We start from the raw sequence: 15,771 nt of genomic DNA, 5'->3' as shown, positions 1-15,771 counted from the left end.
TTTACCATACGTTATTCTGAGCCATCGCAACTCTCCCTTATTACAAGTTGTGGTTTAGTATATTTGGTTGACGTTACAGGAAGTCAAACTTTATTTTTCATATGACTATATAGAGTATTGTTGAATTTTCATTCTCCTTTATGATATCTTTTTAGTTACAGTAACTGTAACTAAGCGGGGGCAAGTAAATGTTGTATTCAATGAAATATGTAGTGGAGAATTTAAATGTGTCTGCAAAGACGCTTAGATTTTATGAAGAGCAAGGGATTCTAACAAATATATCTCGTGATGAAAAAGGTCGTAGAGTTTATACCGAACAAAATATAGATTGGATTTCTTTTATTCGTTGTCTCAAAGAGACAGGAATGCCGCTAACTAAAATAAAAGAATATAAGGATCTTTATGAATTAGGGAATACTACATTCTTGCAAAGAAATGAAATGTTGATTCAGCATAAATCGGAATTGCAGAATAAAATTGAAGAAAGCTTAAAGCACATGGAAGAATTAACCTATAAAATAGCAATGTATGAACTTCAGAAAGAAGAAGTTAGGAAAAATCCTAATCATAACTTTAAATGTCACCTGTCTGAGGATAAGTTAGCTGGAGTCACTATTGAATCGTTCGCGTAAAAGCCTCTTATGCTTGAAACTATGGCGGAGATTACCGGAATAACGCCGCAACTCCATTAATGAATCCGATCGATACATCAAATTGGCATAAAAAAGATGACTCCTATCCTAACGGACAGGAGTCATCTTCTATCAGCAGTCTAACGACTATGATGTGCGGGCATGAAACGGGCAGCCATGGTAGACTGCCCACATCTATAACTCCTAGGAACTAAACGGTATCCGCTACTTCCTGCGTTATTTGATCTCTGCCCTGCTTCTTCCAATCGGTCACGAACTACCGAACATGAAAATTTTGATCTTCCCATGTAGTCGCAAGTTCGAATCCTTCTTCCGCGTGTCAAGATGATACCCGTAAATAATGTAACACATCAAGCACGCCAAACTGCAATATCTACAAGGAAAAACACAATGTACGCAAAGTTCTTTCATAAAGTCCGCTTTATAATGATCTTGATCGCCAAAACAAGTTCATGATAAAGGGAGGTTCGGTTTTGATGCTAGAGTTATTTAAAAAGAACCATACCGTAACCATTTATGTATCGGAAAAAGAAACCCGCGCCGTACAAATCGCGGTAGAAAATCTCTTGCGGGATATCGGTTGGACGTGCGGCTGCAAGGCCGTACTTTCTAAAGAGATGGATAAATGCAGTATCATAATCGGAACGATAGATAATGAAGAGATAGAAGAAATGACAAGCAACAAGAGGTTATCGCTGGATAAACTTAGGATGGAGGATGGTTCCTTCCATTGGGAAGCTTTTCTCCAAGAAGTCGTGGACGGCGTTTTTTATATTATTGGAACAAACAGACGCGGCACCATTTTCGGGATCTATGACTTGTGCGAGGCCATGGGCATGTCGCCTTGGTATTACTGGGCGGATGTGCCCGTCAAAACGAAAAACGCGTTCCGTATCCCTCTGAACTTCTCCAAAGCGGATTGGCCATCCGTCAAGTACAGAGGCATCTTCTTAAACGATGAAGAGGAACTGGACGACTGGGCAAAGCTGCATACCTCAGATGGCACGATCGGGCCTGAAACGTACCGGAGAATATTCGAGCTGCTTCTTCGTTTGAAGGCGAATTATATTTGGCCGGCCATGCACGTTAATTATTTTAATGGAAATCCCGAAAACGGAAAACTGGCGGAAGAAATGGGCGTTGTCGTTGGGACTTCCCACTGCGATATGCTGCTTCGCAGCAATCAAAACGAATGGATCCCATGGACGACAAGCAAGGGCTATACCGATGCCGTCTATGATTATTCCATCGAAGGGCGAAATCGGGACATTCTTAAAGAATACTGGCGGGAAAGCGTTGAACAGAATCGAAACTACGAAGTGTGTTATTCGATGGGCATGCGGGGAATCCATGATTCCGGCTTTCAAACGCAGACGATCGATGAAGATCCTTCGATGAATGAGGAGGAAAAGATAGAAGCGAAGGTCAGTCTCTTAAGTGAGGTCATTAAGGATCAAAGGCAGATCCTAATCGATGTGCTTGGGGAGAACAACGGACAAGAGGCTTTAAAAACCTTTATCCCCTATAAAGAGGTGCTGGCGCTTTACGACCGGGGCCTTGACTTGCCCGATGATATGACCCTTATTTGGGCAAATGACAACTTTGGCTATATGCGGCGTTATCCGAATGAGGCGGAACGCGGACGAAGAGGCGGGCACGGACTGTATTACCATTGTTCTTACTGGGCGCACCCGGGAACGGGCATGAGCTATCTCTTTATCGGTTCTACCCCCTTGGCTCACATTGGAAATGAATTAAGAAAGTCCTACGAGTCGGGAATAAGGAAAGTATGGGTTCTGAATGTAGGCGGCCTGAAGCCCCTCGAGCAGGATATGGAATTTTTCCTGCGGTACGGTTGGGAAGCAGGCAAAGAAACGGGAATAACCAAGGACGCGCTGCAATTTACCGAGCATTGGATCAACTCCAATTTTTCGGGCAATCACGGGGCGGAAGCCGCGAAATTGTATGAAGCCTTTGCCCAGGCAACCAACGTCCGGAAAATCGAACACATGACCTCTCATGTCTTTTCACAGACCGTATACGGTGATGAAGCAGGGCGCAGACTGATGCGTCTGGAGAATATTTTCCGACGGGGAAATGCCATATTGAACAGTCTTCCCGACGAGGAGCGCCCCGCCTTCTTCCAACTGTTCTTGATGAAAATCCATGCTTCCTATTACACGAATCTTGAATACTATTACGCCGACAGAAGTACGCTTGTTTATGATAGAGGAAACATGCAGGCGGCTGACAGGTATGTGGAGTATTCCAAAAGAGTGACGAACTACAAACGGAGAATGCTTTACTTCTATAACAAGAAGATGAGCGATGGCAAGTGGGACCTAATCCTCACGCCTGAGAGTTATCCGCCGCCGCCTACTGCCATGTATCCTGCGGGAAAGCCCGCATTGAGAATCGGCGGAAGCGGCATGAAGGTTAGTCTTTGGAACGAGGAGGAGACGCTGAGCTTCTCCATCTATGGTCAAAGACAAAAATGGCTTGAGATCAGAAACCAGGGAACGGGAAGCATTCCATTCACGATCGAGGTTAAAGAGGGAGCTGACTGGATCGTTCTTTCGGAAAAGGACGGAACCGTACAAACGGAAAAGAGAATTCTCGTATCCGTCATAGATCCAGAGAAGCATTCGGGTAAAGAAGGACTTCTTACGGTCCATGATCATAAGGATGGTACGGTTATCCCGATACGGGTTCAAGTAGAAGAAGCTATGCCCATACCGGAGGGTCTCTCCGGATATGCGGAGTCGGACGGATATGTGTCGATATCGGCCGCCGAATATAACAGGAATATCTACCGCGATGGTCAACAAACCGGAGCGGGAAGCTGCGGCTGGGTAACGGTGCCGGGTATCGGAAGATATGAAGGCGCCGCCGTGATGGCATGGCATTCGGAATTAGTCTCGATCGACGGAAAGCTTGCAGACAATCCTTATTTGGAATACGGCCTTTATTTAAAACAAGGCGGGAAGTTTCAGCTGGAAATATACCGTTATCTTACGCTGAATTCCACGGGCAGAATTCGTTTTGGCATCGGCATTGACGACAATGAACCTGTTATGATGGAATCGGATATTCGCGATGAATGGTTGGGCCAATGGCAAGAATGCGTCGTGGATAACGGGGAGAAAATGACGGTGGAGCTTCCTTGTTTGTCTGCCGGCGCGCACTGTTTGAAGCTTTATATGGTCGATCATTATGTGACCATCACCAAGCTTGTGCTCTATACGAGCCCTCGAAGGCTGTCAAATATAGGACCTATGACCAGCTGGCATAACCATAGGCCGGTTGCCGAACACGGAACCGAGAGCCCCGACGTCGATTGGCATGAACTCGAACAACTGTGTAATGAACTGTATAGAACAAATGAGGACGAAGTTCCGCCTCCAAGCGTTTTATTTGCGACTAGCGATTCTTCTAAAATGTACGACCCGATTTTTTTAGAGGAACGCCCGCAGATGGCGTTAGGGGAAAAACGGTATGCCAACCTTTGCAATAGCCGCGGTGAAAAGGATGTGCTCCGGGAATTCGGCTCCGGCGTATTTATCGAATCGGGCGGAATCGTGGCGATCGAAGCGGAATATGCTTTGGAAAACTCGAGCAATGCTTATCTTACGCCCAGCAATGACGGGAGTAATAAATCATGGAGCCACTTGCAGGCGGAAACCAACGGAAGAACGGGCTTTGCCATGCATGTCGCCGAACCCGGGATCTTGTGGGAAAATCCGGAGAATGCTCCCGGAATGCACTATAGAATGAATATCCGCACTCCGGGCGAATACCATGTTTGGTTGCTGGTCAGGCATTACAATAGCAAGTCCGATTCCTGCTACCTGTCGGTTGACGGCGTAGCGACGCCGCTGTCGAAGCTGCTGGGAAAGGGCGATCTGAATACGTACAACACCGCGCAAGCGTATTACTGGTGCCTGATATCCGATATGGAATTAACCACAGGCGAGCATGTGTTTTCCATATTAGCAAGAAAGTCGCAGCTCAGGGTGGACCGAATTTATTTAACCGTCGGCAACGAACTGCCGCCCATGGACGCCCAGTGGCAAGATTCCGCAAGAGAATAGACTTTCATATTTCTGTATTTCTTAGGCGTATAACCTGTAATCTTGCGAAATTCGGTAATAAAATTGGTATAGTTCTGAAATCCGGATTGAAAGCAAGCTTCGGTCACGTTCTTGCCTTCCGCCAGTAATATTCGTGACAATGAGATCCGCTTCAACAGAATGTAGCGAAAAATCGTCGTACCCGTTTCTTTCTTGAAAATACGACAGAGATAATATTTGTTCAGGGAAAGCGCCGATGCAATCTGATCGAGGGATAACGGTTCAAGAATGTGTTCCTCAACATACGTTATAATTTCCTTCACGTTCGGCGGATAATGGACCGATAAACCGTCGTTGAAAGCCTCTACCTGAAATAACCCATTTACCATGATAAGGATCCGCAGTAAGCAGGAATCGATCAAGACGTCATTTCCAAAATATCTAGATTGGCGTGCCTCTTGCATCTCATGGACTTGCTGGGTAAAAAAATGGACTTGCTCCGATTCTAGCTGAATGAAATTTCGCAAACCTGTCTCGCGTTTAACGAAGCAGGCAGTCAAGTCAGTCTGCTCCGTTGAATAATGATGAAGGAAGGCGGGAGGAATATGGATGAAGATACGTTTGTATGGACCATCCGTAGAATAAACCGCCTTATGCATCTCAAGGTCATTAAGAATCATCAAAGCTCCCGGTTTGAGATGGTAGCACGATTGATGCACATAAAAGTTTAGATCGCCTTCCAGCAGAAGATAAAGCTCATAAGCATTATGAATATGGAAATCGGGATTTAATGCTTTATTTGTAGTAACGGTTTGAAATTCCAATCCGTCCGAGGGAAATGCGCTCATCAACTAACTGCCCCCCTAATGTCAGCGGTAATATCGGTCTCGATATTCCTGAGGCGTGCAGCCCTCGCTCTTCTTGAATTGATAGGTGAAGTAAGCCGGAGTCTGAAAGCCGACTCGCTCCGCTACCTCGTAAATCTTGATTGTGGGGTCTTGAAGGCATTCCTTCGCTTTCTTCATTCGCAAGCCCTTTACGTAGTCGGAAATCGTCAGCCCTGTTTCCTTCTTGAACAATACGCTCAAATGTCCTGCGCTAAGATGAAACATGTCCGCCAGCTGCTTGACCGTCACGCTGATCGGCAGTTGATCTTCAATATAGGAGGCGATGCGATTGATCAGGTGATGCTGCTGAAGCGTTCGCTCTTTCCGCGCAAGCACGAAAGCCGAGCCGATATATTCGAGAACGATGTCCTTCAGCAAACCGACTGTTTTGCATTCCAATAGCCGATGAAAGGCACGGTTGCTCAGACAGGTAATCGCTTCCATATCATTCCATAGCTTGCGGGACAGCTCGCCAAGCAAGCTTATGCTGAAAGACTGAATATAAGCGAACGATTGGGATTGGATGTCCATTTCCTCAAATGCCAGCCCGACCTCTTCGAGCAGCCGATCCGGCTCATCGCTTTCCGCGAGCGCGAGCAAGCCGGGAAGCAGGATTTCACGCGTTCTAAAGTCCTCGTAAGCCTTCTGCTCCGATCTTCCGACGTGTACGAGCATACCGGTCCCGCTCTGCCGAGCATCGGCGACTGTATACTTGATCTCCCGGTAAAGCTGCCCGGCCTCCGTCCATTCGCGTCCATCCCGACTGATTCCAACCGTAACGGACGCTTGATGGTTATTCCGCATATAGTCCTGAACGAAACTCATTTGTTTATCGATAAAGATCCTCTTATCGGTCGTCGGATTCACCAATATGGCTGCAACCCCGTCGGGTTTAAGCGCCGAAACCAGGACGACGCCCATATTTTGCAGGGATACGGCAACCGATTGCAGAAGAGCCGAGCTCAGCATAAGCCGGCTTTTGGCGTCTCTGCCTGAAGCGGTATGATCATCAAGTTCGGCTACAATGAGCAGAATTCCTTCATTTAAGCTGGGGAGATTTAGTAGTTGGCACCAAGATGCCAGCATGTCCTCCTCCATAGGCTCGTCTTCCAGTAAATCAAAAAGGAAGGACTCCTTGAGCAACTCCCGACTATCCGACAGCATCGCTCTAAGATATAACGTCTGTTCGTTGATTTGATTGATGTTCTCCAATGTTTGCCGGAACGCGGTTAGCTTACGCTCGATTTCCCCTATTTTAAGCGGCTTCAGCACATACCCTTGCGCTCCCACTTCAATGGCTTCCTGCGCAAATTCGAATTCATTGTAGCCGCTGATGATCAGAATCTGAATGTCCGGATGTATCGATTTCGCTGCGGCAGCGAGTTCGATCCCGTTCATGCCGGGCATGGATACATCGGTGATCAGCACATCGATTTTACTGCCTTGAAGGACAGAAAGTGCCGATTCGCCTGTTTCCGCGGTCAGCGGAACGGTGAAACCGAGACTCTCCCATGGGATATGCCGTATTAGCCCCTGAACATGAGATGGTTCGTCATCCACAATGAGTGCTTGCAGCAAGATCATCCCCCCGTTGAATGTGCGGCTTGTCCGTACAGACAGGCAACTCGATCGTGACTACCGTCCCTGCTTCGGGCGCACTTTCTATCCTCAGTTTCCCGGCGTCGCCAAAATACAGTTGAAGGCGTTCGCGTATGTTCGAAAGCCCGAAACCATTGCCGGTTCCCGCTTTTTCTCCGTTCCGAATGAGTGCCAGCGTGTTAGGGTCCATGCCAATCCCATTGTCTCTCACTTGAAAGCGTACCTCGTTATTGTATCGCTGGATACCGATGGCAATACCGGAGTCGGGACGCGTAAAGATTCGCCCATGAATGTAGGTATTCTCAACGATAGGCTGCAAGATCAGCTTAATCGAATACAATTCCAACACTTCATTATCCACGTCCCAATCGATGCGAACGCGTCCCGGATAGCGGAATTGTTGAATGTCCAGATAAGCCCGCACATGCTCCAATTCATCTTTGATTAACGTAACGTTAGATTTGTTATTAAGTGCGTATCGGTAAAAGGTCGTCAGGGCTTCGATGGTCTCCACCTGAACCTGATCCCCTTGATCTAGAGCCCGCCACTGGAGCAGACTAAGCGAATTATAGATAAAATGCGGATTGATTTGCGCTTGAAGAGCCTGAAACGACGACTCTTTCTCTTTTAATTTGGCACTGCTAAGCATCTCGACCAAGCTCCCGAGTCGACCGGCCATCTGATTAAACATGACTTCCAAGTCCCCGACCTCGTCTCGGCTTCGGCTCCGGACGGTTACGTCGAAATCGCCCTCGGCGATATCGCTCATCCGGTGGCCCAACATGCGAATGCGCAGAACGACGTTCTTCAGTACGATCAAGACGAGGAACGTCGAGAGGAAAAGGAAGAACACCGTGATGGCCACGATGCTGTACACGGTCATGGCCGATTGTTTCTCCAATTGCCGCATCTGAATAAGCGCGGCGACTTTCCATTCTCCGTTAATGCGCCGAACCGTAAAATACTCGCCATCGTCCGTGATGCTCTCGGCGCCGTCAACGCTCGCCCAGAGCTTGGACAGCGCGGTAGCCGCAACCGGCTCGCCGATCATGGAACGATCCGAGGCTGCGACGATTCGATCGTTCTCATCCAAGAGATACAAGCTTCCCGAGCCTTTAAAAGGTCGATCCATCAACTCGCCGAATACGCTGTCATAATCCAGGAGCATATAGATGGCGCCTAAGACATCCACGTTGGCATTCATTATTTTTCTCGAAACGACCAGTTGGGCGTTGTCTCCCGGTACGTCAGACCATTGCAGTACGAATGGCGAGTTCATGACGCCGCGGTACCAGGACATCTCGTCCACTCCTGCCAATGATCGGTCGGCCGGCTTCCATAGCAGCCCTCCGTCTTCAACGAGGGTGGGATTGTCATGATAAATCCGAAAGATAAAGATTCCGGGCAAATACCGGCTCATGAGCTGGAACGAACGATCAACGTAATTTACGGATTCAAGCCGGTCCTCCATATTCTCATAAGTCCGGGCCAGCCTGGAAATGAGTTCGCCGTCCGTACCCGCCCGATTCGCAAGAAGATCGTAGCTTTGTTTCCGGAACTCGACGCTCTGCGCCGTCTGCCTTACTGCTTCACTGATCGTGAGCATATAGTTGGACCTGACGTTTTGAAGCGCCAGATAGCCGGCCCCCACTCCCAAAATAACCGTAGGAATGAATACGACCAGTCCATAAAACACGACGATTTTGCCGCGAAGATTCATGGAGCGGGTCAAACGGATGATATGTCTCTCCATCCAGCGTCGCACTAGGCATTCTCCCATTCTTCTTACCGGATCGTTACACGTTCGGGAAACTGCAAAGGGAGCATCCCCGTTCGAGGGGCTGCTCCGCCGCAAGCATAAAGCGTCTAATTCTTCTTACTTGTTGTTCATCTCTTGGTACAATACGTTCCACTCTTGCTTGAGTTCGCTCCAGTGCGCGCGTTTCTCGAGAGCAGAAGTGAAATCGTTCCAAACCTGCTCGAATTTCGCATCGTCCTTGGCCATCATCAGCTTGGCCCGATACTCTTTATACACTTTATCCAGCTCCGGCGTATACTTCTCCCAAACGCCTCCCGCCTTGGCCTTCACCATGTCGTAATTTTCCGCGACTCGGGTTGTGCCCATCTGACCGATCTGCTTGGTAAACTCGGCTGTTTTCGCAAATCCCGCATGTTCGCTCTCTCCGTAGTTCCACCAGGCGTACCACTCGTTGCTGTAGGTCGTAAGCTGCCATAGATCTGGCGTCACTTGCGCTTTCTTGGCCGGATCTCCAGAGTTGCGCATCTCTTTATATTTAGGGTCCGTAAACTTCCACTTGCCGTAAGGCTGATCAATCCAATCCCAGTATTTGCCGACAGGTCCTTCAGTGATGCTCTGGTTCTGCTCCGGTTTCGGCGTTAACGTGTAATCATAGAACTTGAGAATAGCATCCAGGTTCTTCGTGTTTTTGCTGATATACGTATCGAAGCCAGGATACGGGTTGACGATTTGAATGGCGCCAAGCTGGGCAACGCCTTCTAGTTGAGGGTACGGAATCGGTTTATAATACCAACCAGGCGCAGTCGGGCCATCTAACGTCTCCCAAATGTACTGATCGAAATTCCAGAAGGCACCGATGTTCATGGCATACCGGCCGCTCTTGTTCTTTTCCTTGTACCTTTCTTTCTTATCGGTAAGCGCCTCGGGGTCAATAAGCTTTTTATGATACATGCTGTTCATCCACTTATATGCCGCTTTAAACCCTGGATGGTCAAACTCAAAGATAAAGTTGTCGCCGTCTTTTTGTACCGGAGTAACGCCTCCCGCCGAACCGACCGTTACGCCGAAAGTAGCCAGAACAACATTTTCGTCATATGCATCCGTTAGAATACCGAGCGGCAAGAGCTTCTTGCCCGATTCATCCTTCAACTGAGCTGCCTTTTCCAAATAAGTCTCTACGCCCTGAAGCGTCTTGAGGTCGTTCTCCGTCATGCCAACTTTCTCAAGAATATCCGTTCGGATATACCACGCGCTGGAAGCCCAGTTCGGCCAAGGATTAGACAGATCTTTATCGAACCATGAGGGAATCGACCAAATATGTCCGTCGGCATCCTTCATTTGATCCAAATATTCCTTCGGAATGGCTGCCAGATTAGGATACTTCTCCGGCATGTTAAAGTACTGCTCGAGCGGCTGAATGAGGTTGGAACGCTTCATAGCATCATTGACAACCTGACCCCTATTGAAGATAGCCGCATCATCAAAGCCGCCCGAATTCAGCTTGAGGTTAAGCGCAGTGAGGGCGTCCCCCTGCGTTGCTTCAATTTTGACATCAAGACCCAGTTCTGTTCTCCAATATTCCTGAACCAGGCTGTTGTTGTTAACCGTTGCCGTCCAGCCTTCCCAAAGCTTAAAGCTGCCGGTGCTCGCCGTATCCGTCGAGCTCTGCGGACTTGCCGAACCCGTTGCAGCGTTGTTCTGTCCGGAAGCTGCATTGCCATTGGTTTTGGCGTTACCTGAGCAGGCCGTCAGGATAACCATGGCTGTCAAGATTAGTGCCAATGTGCTTTTGATACCCCTAGTTTTTAAATTCATGTTCTGCCTCCCCTTTTTTAATGTTGGTATATGGAAGATGCCTTATACCCGAGAGTTATCCCTTGACCGAACCGATCATAACGCCTTTGGTAAAATATTTCTGCAGAAAAGGATAAATAGTAAGAATCGGAAGCGCGCTGATCATCACGGTGGCCATTTTAATCGACATCAGCGTGATATTCACCGAGGAAGCTCGAGCGAGCGCCTCCTGATTATTATTGGAGCCCAGAACGGCTGACAAGTCTTGGGCCGACAGCAGCTGTTGCAGGAACGTCTGTACCGGGATCAAATTCTGGTCGCTGACATAGAAGGCTCCGGAGAACCAATCGTTCCAATGAAACACGGCCGTAAAGAGTCCGAGTGCGGCTAGCATCGGTTTCGAAAGCGGTACGATGATCTGAAGCAGGATCCTGAGCGGACCTGCACCGTCCAGTTCGGCCGATTCGATCATCGCTTCGGGAATTCCCTGTATGAATTTCTGCATAACGAACATATTCCAAGCCGAGAATAGACTAGGGATGATATATACCCAGAAGTTATTGGTCAGTCCCAACTTAAACAGCTGGATGTAGAAGGGGACCAATCCGCCATTGAACAGCATGGTGATGAGAATATAGGTCAGAATGCCATTTCGAAACGGAAGTTGTTTATACGATAACCCGTATGCGGCCAATAGTGTGACGGCAAGTCCGCCAAACGTACCTACAACCGTTCTCGCTATCGTGACCAGATAGGCATGGCGGATCACCTCGTTACCTAGAACGATTTCGTAATTGATCCAAGTAAACGAACGCGGCCAGAGGTAAATGCCGCCTCTTGCAGCATCCGCCCCGGAATTAAGCGAAATCGCAAGCATATATAGAAACGGGTAAAGAATCGAAACGCACATCAGTGCCAGCAGGGCAACGATAAGACCTTGTCCCGCCCTTTCAAGCGCAGTCGTTTTCATCCGTCACCATAGCCCCTCTCCGTTGATTTTCTTGGAGATCGAGTTCGTCGTCACGACGAGAAGGAGACCTATGACTGAGGATACCAAACCGACGGCGGTAGCCATTCCGAAATAGCCTTGCTGGAGCCCATTGCGAAGTACGTAGGTATCGAGAACATCCGCGACCTCCTGATTCGCCGAATTCATCATCGGATAGATTTGATCCATGCCCACGCTTATTAAGCTCGGAATGCTTAAAATCAGAACGATCGATATGGTTGGCATGATCCCCGGTAACGTAATGTGGCGTATCTGCGAGAGTTTGCCAGCGCCTTCGACTTTCGCGGCTTCATAAAGCTGCGGATCGATCGTCGAGATCGCTGCCAGGTAGAGTATGGTGTTCCAGCCGACCTCTTTCCACAAGCCGCTCGATACGATCATGGGACGGAACCATTCCGTGGAGCCCAGGAAGAAGATAGGTTCTCCCCCCAACCGTACGATGAAATCGTTTACAAATCCGCCGTCCAAGGTCAGGAAGGATTGCAGGATATAGGCCACCACGATCCAGGAGAAAAAGTGCGGTAAATAGCTGACCGACTGCACGAACCGCTTAAAGACTGGATGCGTAACCTCATTGATCATTAGAGCGAGAAGAATCGGCGCCGGAAATCCGAAAACGAATTTCAGAACCGAAATATACAGAGTGTTCTGAACGATTTTCCAGAATTGCGGATCATGGACAAAAGAGAAATTGTCAAGACCAACCCAGTGACTTCCCCAAATCGTAGACCCGATCGTAAAGTCCTTGAACGCGACCTGGATGCCCGCCATCGGAATATAACTGAACAGAAAAAGCAACACAACTGCCGGCAAAATCATGATGTACTGCCAGCGATACTTATATACCTTTGCGATCATGCGCCCCCTCCTTGTCTGTATCCTTATTCTACTTTTGGACCAGATGGAGAGAAACCTAACAACGATTAGATTTCTATCGTTTTGATATGATGTTTGTCGTTAAAACGTAGGTCTCTTTACACTAGTCATGTGTCGGAAGAAGTCCCCTCTTCCGCTTGACTGTCGTATACAACAAAGAACTGCGCTTACGCAGCGCAGTTCTTCTTCGCGTCGACTAATTGGACAAGACTATACTCCAGACGTCACAACTTGGCTTTCTGTATCCTCAGGTCGTTCGCATATTCGATGGGCGACATACCCGCAAACGCCTAGGCGATTTCGTCCGTTCCTTGGGGCTCCTCCGCCGGCAACAGCATGAAAATCGTCGTCCCTTCGCCCGGTTCGCTCTGAATTTCCAGCCTGGCCGCTTCTCCGTACTTGGCGGCAAGCATTCGCTTTACGTAGTTCATGCCGATCCCGAGTCCTGCTTTGCGCTGGGCGGTCTGCTCCGAATCTAGCAACTGGCGGATCGTTTCCGGCGACATGCCGGCGCCATTGTCCTGCACCTGAATCTCGATTTGTTCCGCCTTCCGGATTTGCACGCGAATGTAGCCGTCGTCGTTGAGGCCATGATACAGCGAGTTTTCCACCAGCGGCTGCAGAATAAAGCGCGGAATCATCGTATTCATTGTTTCTTCATCCACAAGGATTTGAACATCGAACTGAAAATCGTAACGGATTTGCTGAAGGATCAAATATTGCCTTAGTGCCTCTACTTCTTCCCCGATGGTGGTAGTTTGACCGAGTTTGCCCAAGTTGTAATGCAGAAGCTTGTTCAAAGCCAAAACAAGCTTGTCGATCTCGGTCTGTCCGTTCATGACGGCCAGCCAATGAACCGTATCCAGAGAATTCATAAGAAAATGGGGATTGATCTGATAAAGCAATTTCTCGACTTCCAAATCCGCCCTGACCCTCTCCTTCCTCTCGATTTCCCGGAACAAATCCCGGATCTGTTCCTTCATCGACCGTAAATGCAGGAGAAGGTGATCGAATTCGGGGATTCGGGTCGGATCGGTTGCGTCTTGGGTATGGGGGGAATTCGGGTTGAATTGCTTGATCTCCTTGTTGAATTTATTCAAAGGGTTGTACAACATTTTCCACAGCAAAACGGCTAATCCGAACGCGATCAAAACGAAGAAAAGCGAAAAGACCGCCATTTGAACGTACCAACGGTTGATTTCCATGTCGTATTTCGTTTTGGAGACGATCGAGACGATGCTCCAGCCCTGCGCGCTTTTGATTTTGAACCAGTAGTTAGCGTCGTCCGAGCCGGACATCATACCGCCGCGATTGTCGGCGAAGATTTCGTTCCTTCTATATTGATCGGGTAGTTCGGTATAGGCGATTCTACCGTTATTGTCCAGAATGAGGTGGGACACCGCATTGCCATACTGATCGCTGTCAAGCAGATTCTGAGTCAGATGAAGCCCGCTTTCGATATAGATGTAGACGTCGTCTCTGTCCGGCAAGTCCACTTTCCGAAGCGCCGACAGGACGTACTGGTTATCGAGCCTGCTGTTGCTGATATGAGGGCCGTAGTAGCTGATGCCGTAATATTGGGCCAGCAGGGGGAGCTTGTCCAAGTCGAAATCGTCCTTCACGGGAAAATTCTCGAACTTGATGCTTTTATCCGAAGTGAAATGATACAAAATCAGCCCGATGTTCGGATTCGTGAACGTGACGAGGCTCAATTGACTCTTCAATTGCTCCGTAATTTGCGAACGCTCGAACGGTTCGCGGGTGGACAACAGCTGACCCAGCTGCTGGCCGATCGTACCCTCGAAGGCCAATTGCTGCGACACATGATTCAAGTTGCTGAACGTATTCTCGAGCGACATCTCCACTTGCGCCAGATTGTTCTCATACCCTTTGCGGACTTTGTTGGAGAGAATGGAATCAATGGAATAGAAGGATATGATGCCAATGCTGACAAAGGGAATCATGGAGCACAGAAGAAACAAGATCACGATCCTCTTTTTCAAAGTCATCGCGATCCCCCGTCCCGGAACGACTTCCGAAACTCGCTGGGCAGACTCCCGGTCTGCTCGCGGAAGATGCGGCTGAAATACCTCTCGTCCATATAACCCGTATGTTCGGCTATCCATTGGACGGTTCGGCCCGACCCGATCAAGTAAGCTTTCGCTTTCTCGATTCGAATATTCCGCAAGTATTCGTTAAAGGTGACGCCCACGATCTCCTTGAAGCATTGGCTGAAATAGCTTCTGCTTATGTTGACCTGGGATGCGATGTCCGCGGCCGTGATCTGCCGGCTCAGACCGGCTTGCATGAGGTCGACCGATTTCATGACGGCGCCGGCGACTTCCGGGGAGACATTCCGCTTGCGAATATGGTCGCGGATGTCTTGCCGGATTCGCGTGAGCCAAATCTTCGCCTCTTCCCCGTTCGCGATCGCTTCAGGTAGCTCGATTTTTGCGAACGCATCCGTCCCGAATACGCGGTTCCAATCGTATATCCATTCGGAGAGCAGTGCGATCCACTTCGTTTGCGGCAGCTGCAGCGACTTCCACTCCTCCAGCATCTCGCGAAACAACGTTTCGTTTTGGAACCATTCATAGGAATACAGACGCTGTTTCAACTCGACCAGCTTTTCTTCCGAAATCTCGCTACGATTGCTTACGTCGGCTTCGGAAGCTTCCCGGCGTTTCTCCGTTGGCCGCAGTTCACGCATTCTGGCAGCGATCCGCCCGAGTACTTCCTCGAACTTTTCCTGCTCGAGCTGCACTTTCGCGATATAGTCGATGGCCCCGAGCCGCAGCGCTTCCTGAATGTATTCGAAATCCTGGTGCATGGTCAGCACGACGATATGCATATGCGGATATCGCTCGCGCACCGTTCGAATCAATTCGATTCCCGTCATGACCGGCATGGCCAAATCCGTCACCAGCAGTTCCGCTTCATGGGACTCCAGGAACTCGAGCGCTTTGGCGCCGTTGGCCGCCTCTCCGATCACTTCCATATCGAAATCCGTCCAAGGCATGGCCGAGATGATCCCCTTGCGAACCAGTCTGTCGTCATCCACCACGAGAACTTTGATCATATCCGAATCACCTCCCCCGTCCCGTTAGCTAAATCATAATCGATT

The 15,771-nt window shown here is 48.9% G+C and carries 10 protein-coding genes and 1 pseudogene; 2 read left to right on the top strand and 9 right to left on the bottom strand.

Features of this window, described 5'->3' with window-relative positions:
- The first annotated feature begins 188 nt into the window (after nucleotides 1-188).
- Complete coding sequence (locus ACFPPD_RS10375) at nucleotides 189-632, top strand: MerR family transcriptional regulator (RefSeq protein ID WP_209748827.1); 444 nt, start codon at nucleotides 189-191, stop codon at nucleotides 630-632.
- Between the two features lie 497 nt (nucleotides 633-1,129).
- The gene (locus tag ACFPPD_RS10370) at nucleotides 1,130-4,744 is read left to right on the top strand and encodes a glycosyl hydrolase 115 family protein (protein ID WP_378082147.1); all 3,615 of its coding nucleotides are present in this window, start codon (nucleotides 1,130-1,132) and stop codon (nucleotides 4,742-4,744) included.
- On the opposite strand, the gene ACFPPD_RS10365 is transcribed toward ACFPPD_RS10370, so the two are convergent.
- From ACFPPD_RS10365 to ACFPPD_RS26970, 9 genes and pseudogenes are all read right to left on the bottom strand, one after another.
- Nucleotides 4,678-5,571, bottom strand: a complete 894-nt coding sequence (locus tag ACFPPD_RS10365; protein WP_209748825.1) for a helix-turn-helix transcriptional regulator — start codon at nucleotides 5,569-5,571, stop codon at nucleotides 4,678-4,680. The two genes, ACFPPD_RS10370 and ACFPPD_RS10365, sit on opposite strands and share 67 nt — an antisense overlap.
- A gap of 21 nt (nucleotides 5,572-5,592) precedes the next feature.
- Complete coding sequence (locus tag ACFPPD_RS10360) at nucleotides 5,593-7,188, bottom strand: response regulator (RefSeq protein ID WP_209748824.1); 1,596 nt, start codon at nucleotides 7,186-7,188, stop codon at nucleotides 5,593-5,595.
- Nucleotides 7,163-8,974 (bottom strand): sensor histidine kinase, encoded by a 1,812-nt coding sequence (locus tag ACFPPD_RS10355; RefSeq protein ID WP_378082118.1) that lies wholly within the window; start codon nucleotides 8,972-8,974, stop codon nucleotides 7,163-7,165. Before ACFPPD_RS10355 ends, ACFPPD_RS10360 begins: the two co-directional genes overlap by 26 nt.
- Before the next feature lie 111 nt (nucleotides 8,975-9,085).
- Nucleotides 9,086-10,783: a type 2 periplasmic-binding domain-containing protein gene (locus tag ACFPPD_RS10350; protein ID WP_209748822.1), complete on the bottom strand. Its 1,698-nt coding sequence runs from the start codon at nucleotides 10,781-10,783 to the stop codon at nucleotides 9,086-9,088.
- Between the two features lie 55 nt (nucleotides 10,784-10,838).
- Nucleotides 10,839-11,732, bottom strand: coding sequence for a carbohydrate ABC transporter permease (locus tag ACFPPD_RS10345; RefSeq protein ID WP_209748821.1), 894 nt, complete (start codon nucleotides 11,730-11,732; stop codon nucleotides 10,839-10,841).
- 3 nt (nucleotides 11,733-11,735) lie between these two features.
- Entirely contained in the window at nucleotides 11,736-12,629 is an 894-nt protein-coding gene (locus ACFPPD_RS10340; RefSeq protein ID WP_209748820.1) for an ABC transporter permease, read from the bottom strand.
- Between the two features lie 308 nt (nucleotides 12,630-12,937).
- Entirely contained in the window at nucleotides 12,938-14,656 is a 1,719-nt protein-coding gene (locus tag ACFPPD_RS10335; RefSeq protein ID WP_209748819.1) for a sensor histidine kinase, read from the bottom strand.
- Nucleotides 14,653-14,955, bottom strand: coding sequence for a helix-turn-helix transcriptional regulator (locus ACFPPD_RS26975; RefSeq protein ID WP_417286513.1), 303 nt, complete (start codon nucleotides 14,953-14,955; stop codon nucleotides 14,653-14,655). Before ACFPPD_RS26975 ends, ACFPPD_RS10335 begins: the two co-directional genes overlap by 4 nt.
- A gap of 372 nt (nucleotides 14,956-15,327) precedes the next feature.
- Nucleotides 15,328-15,726 (bottom strand): annotated as a pseudogene (locus ACFPPD_RS26970) (response regulator); the annotation flags it as partial.
- Nucleotides 15,727-15,771: the final 45 nt, after the last annotated feature.

Source organism: Cohnella suwonensis (assembly GCF_042655365.1).
Classification (GTDB): domain Bacteria; phylum Bacillota; class Bacilli; order Paenibacillales; family Paenibacillaceae; genus Cohnella; species Cohnella suwonensis.
Note: the sequence above shows the minus strand (reverse complement) of the source record. Positions and strands in the feature narration are given on the sequence as shown.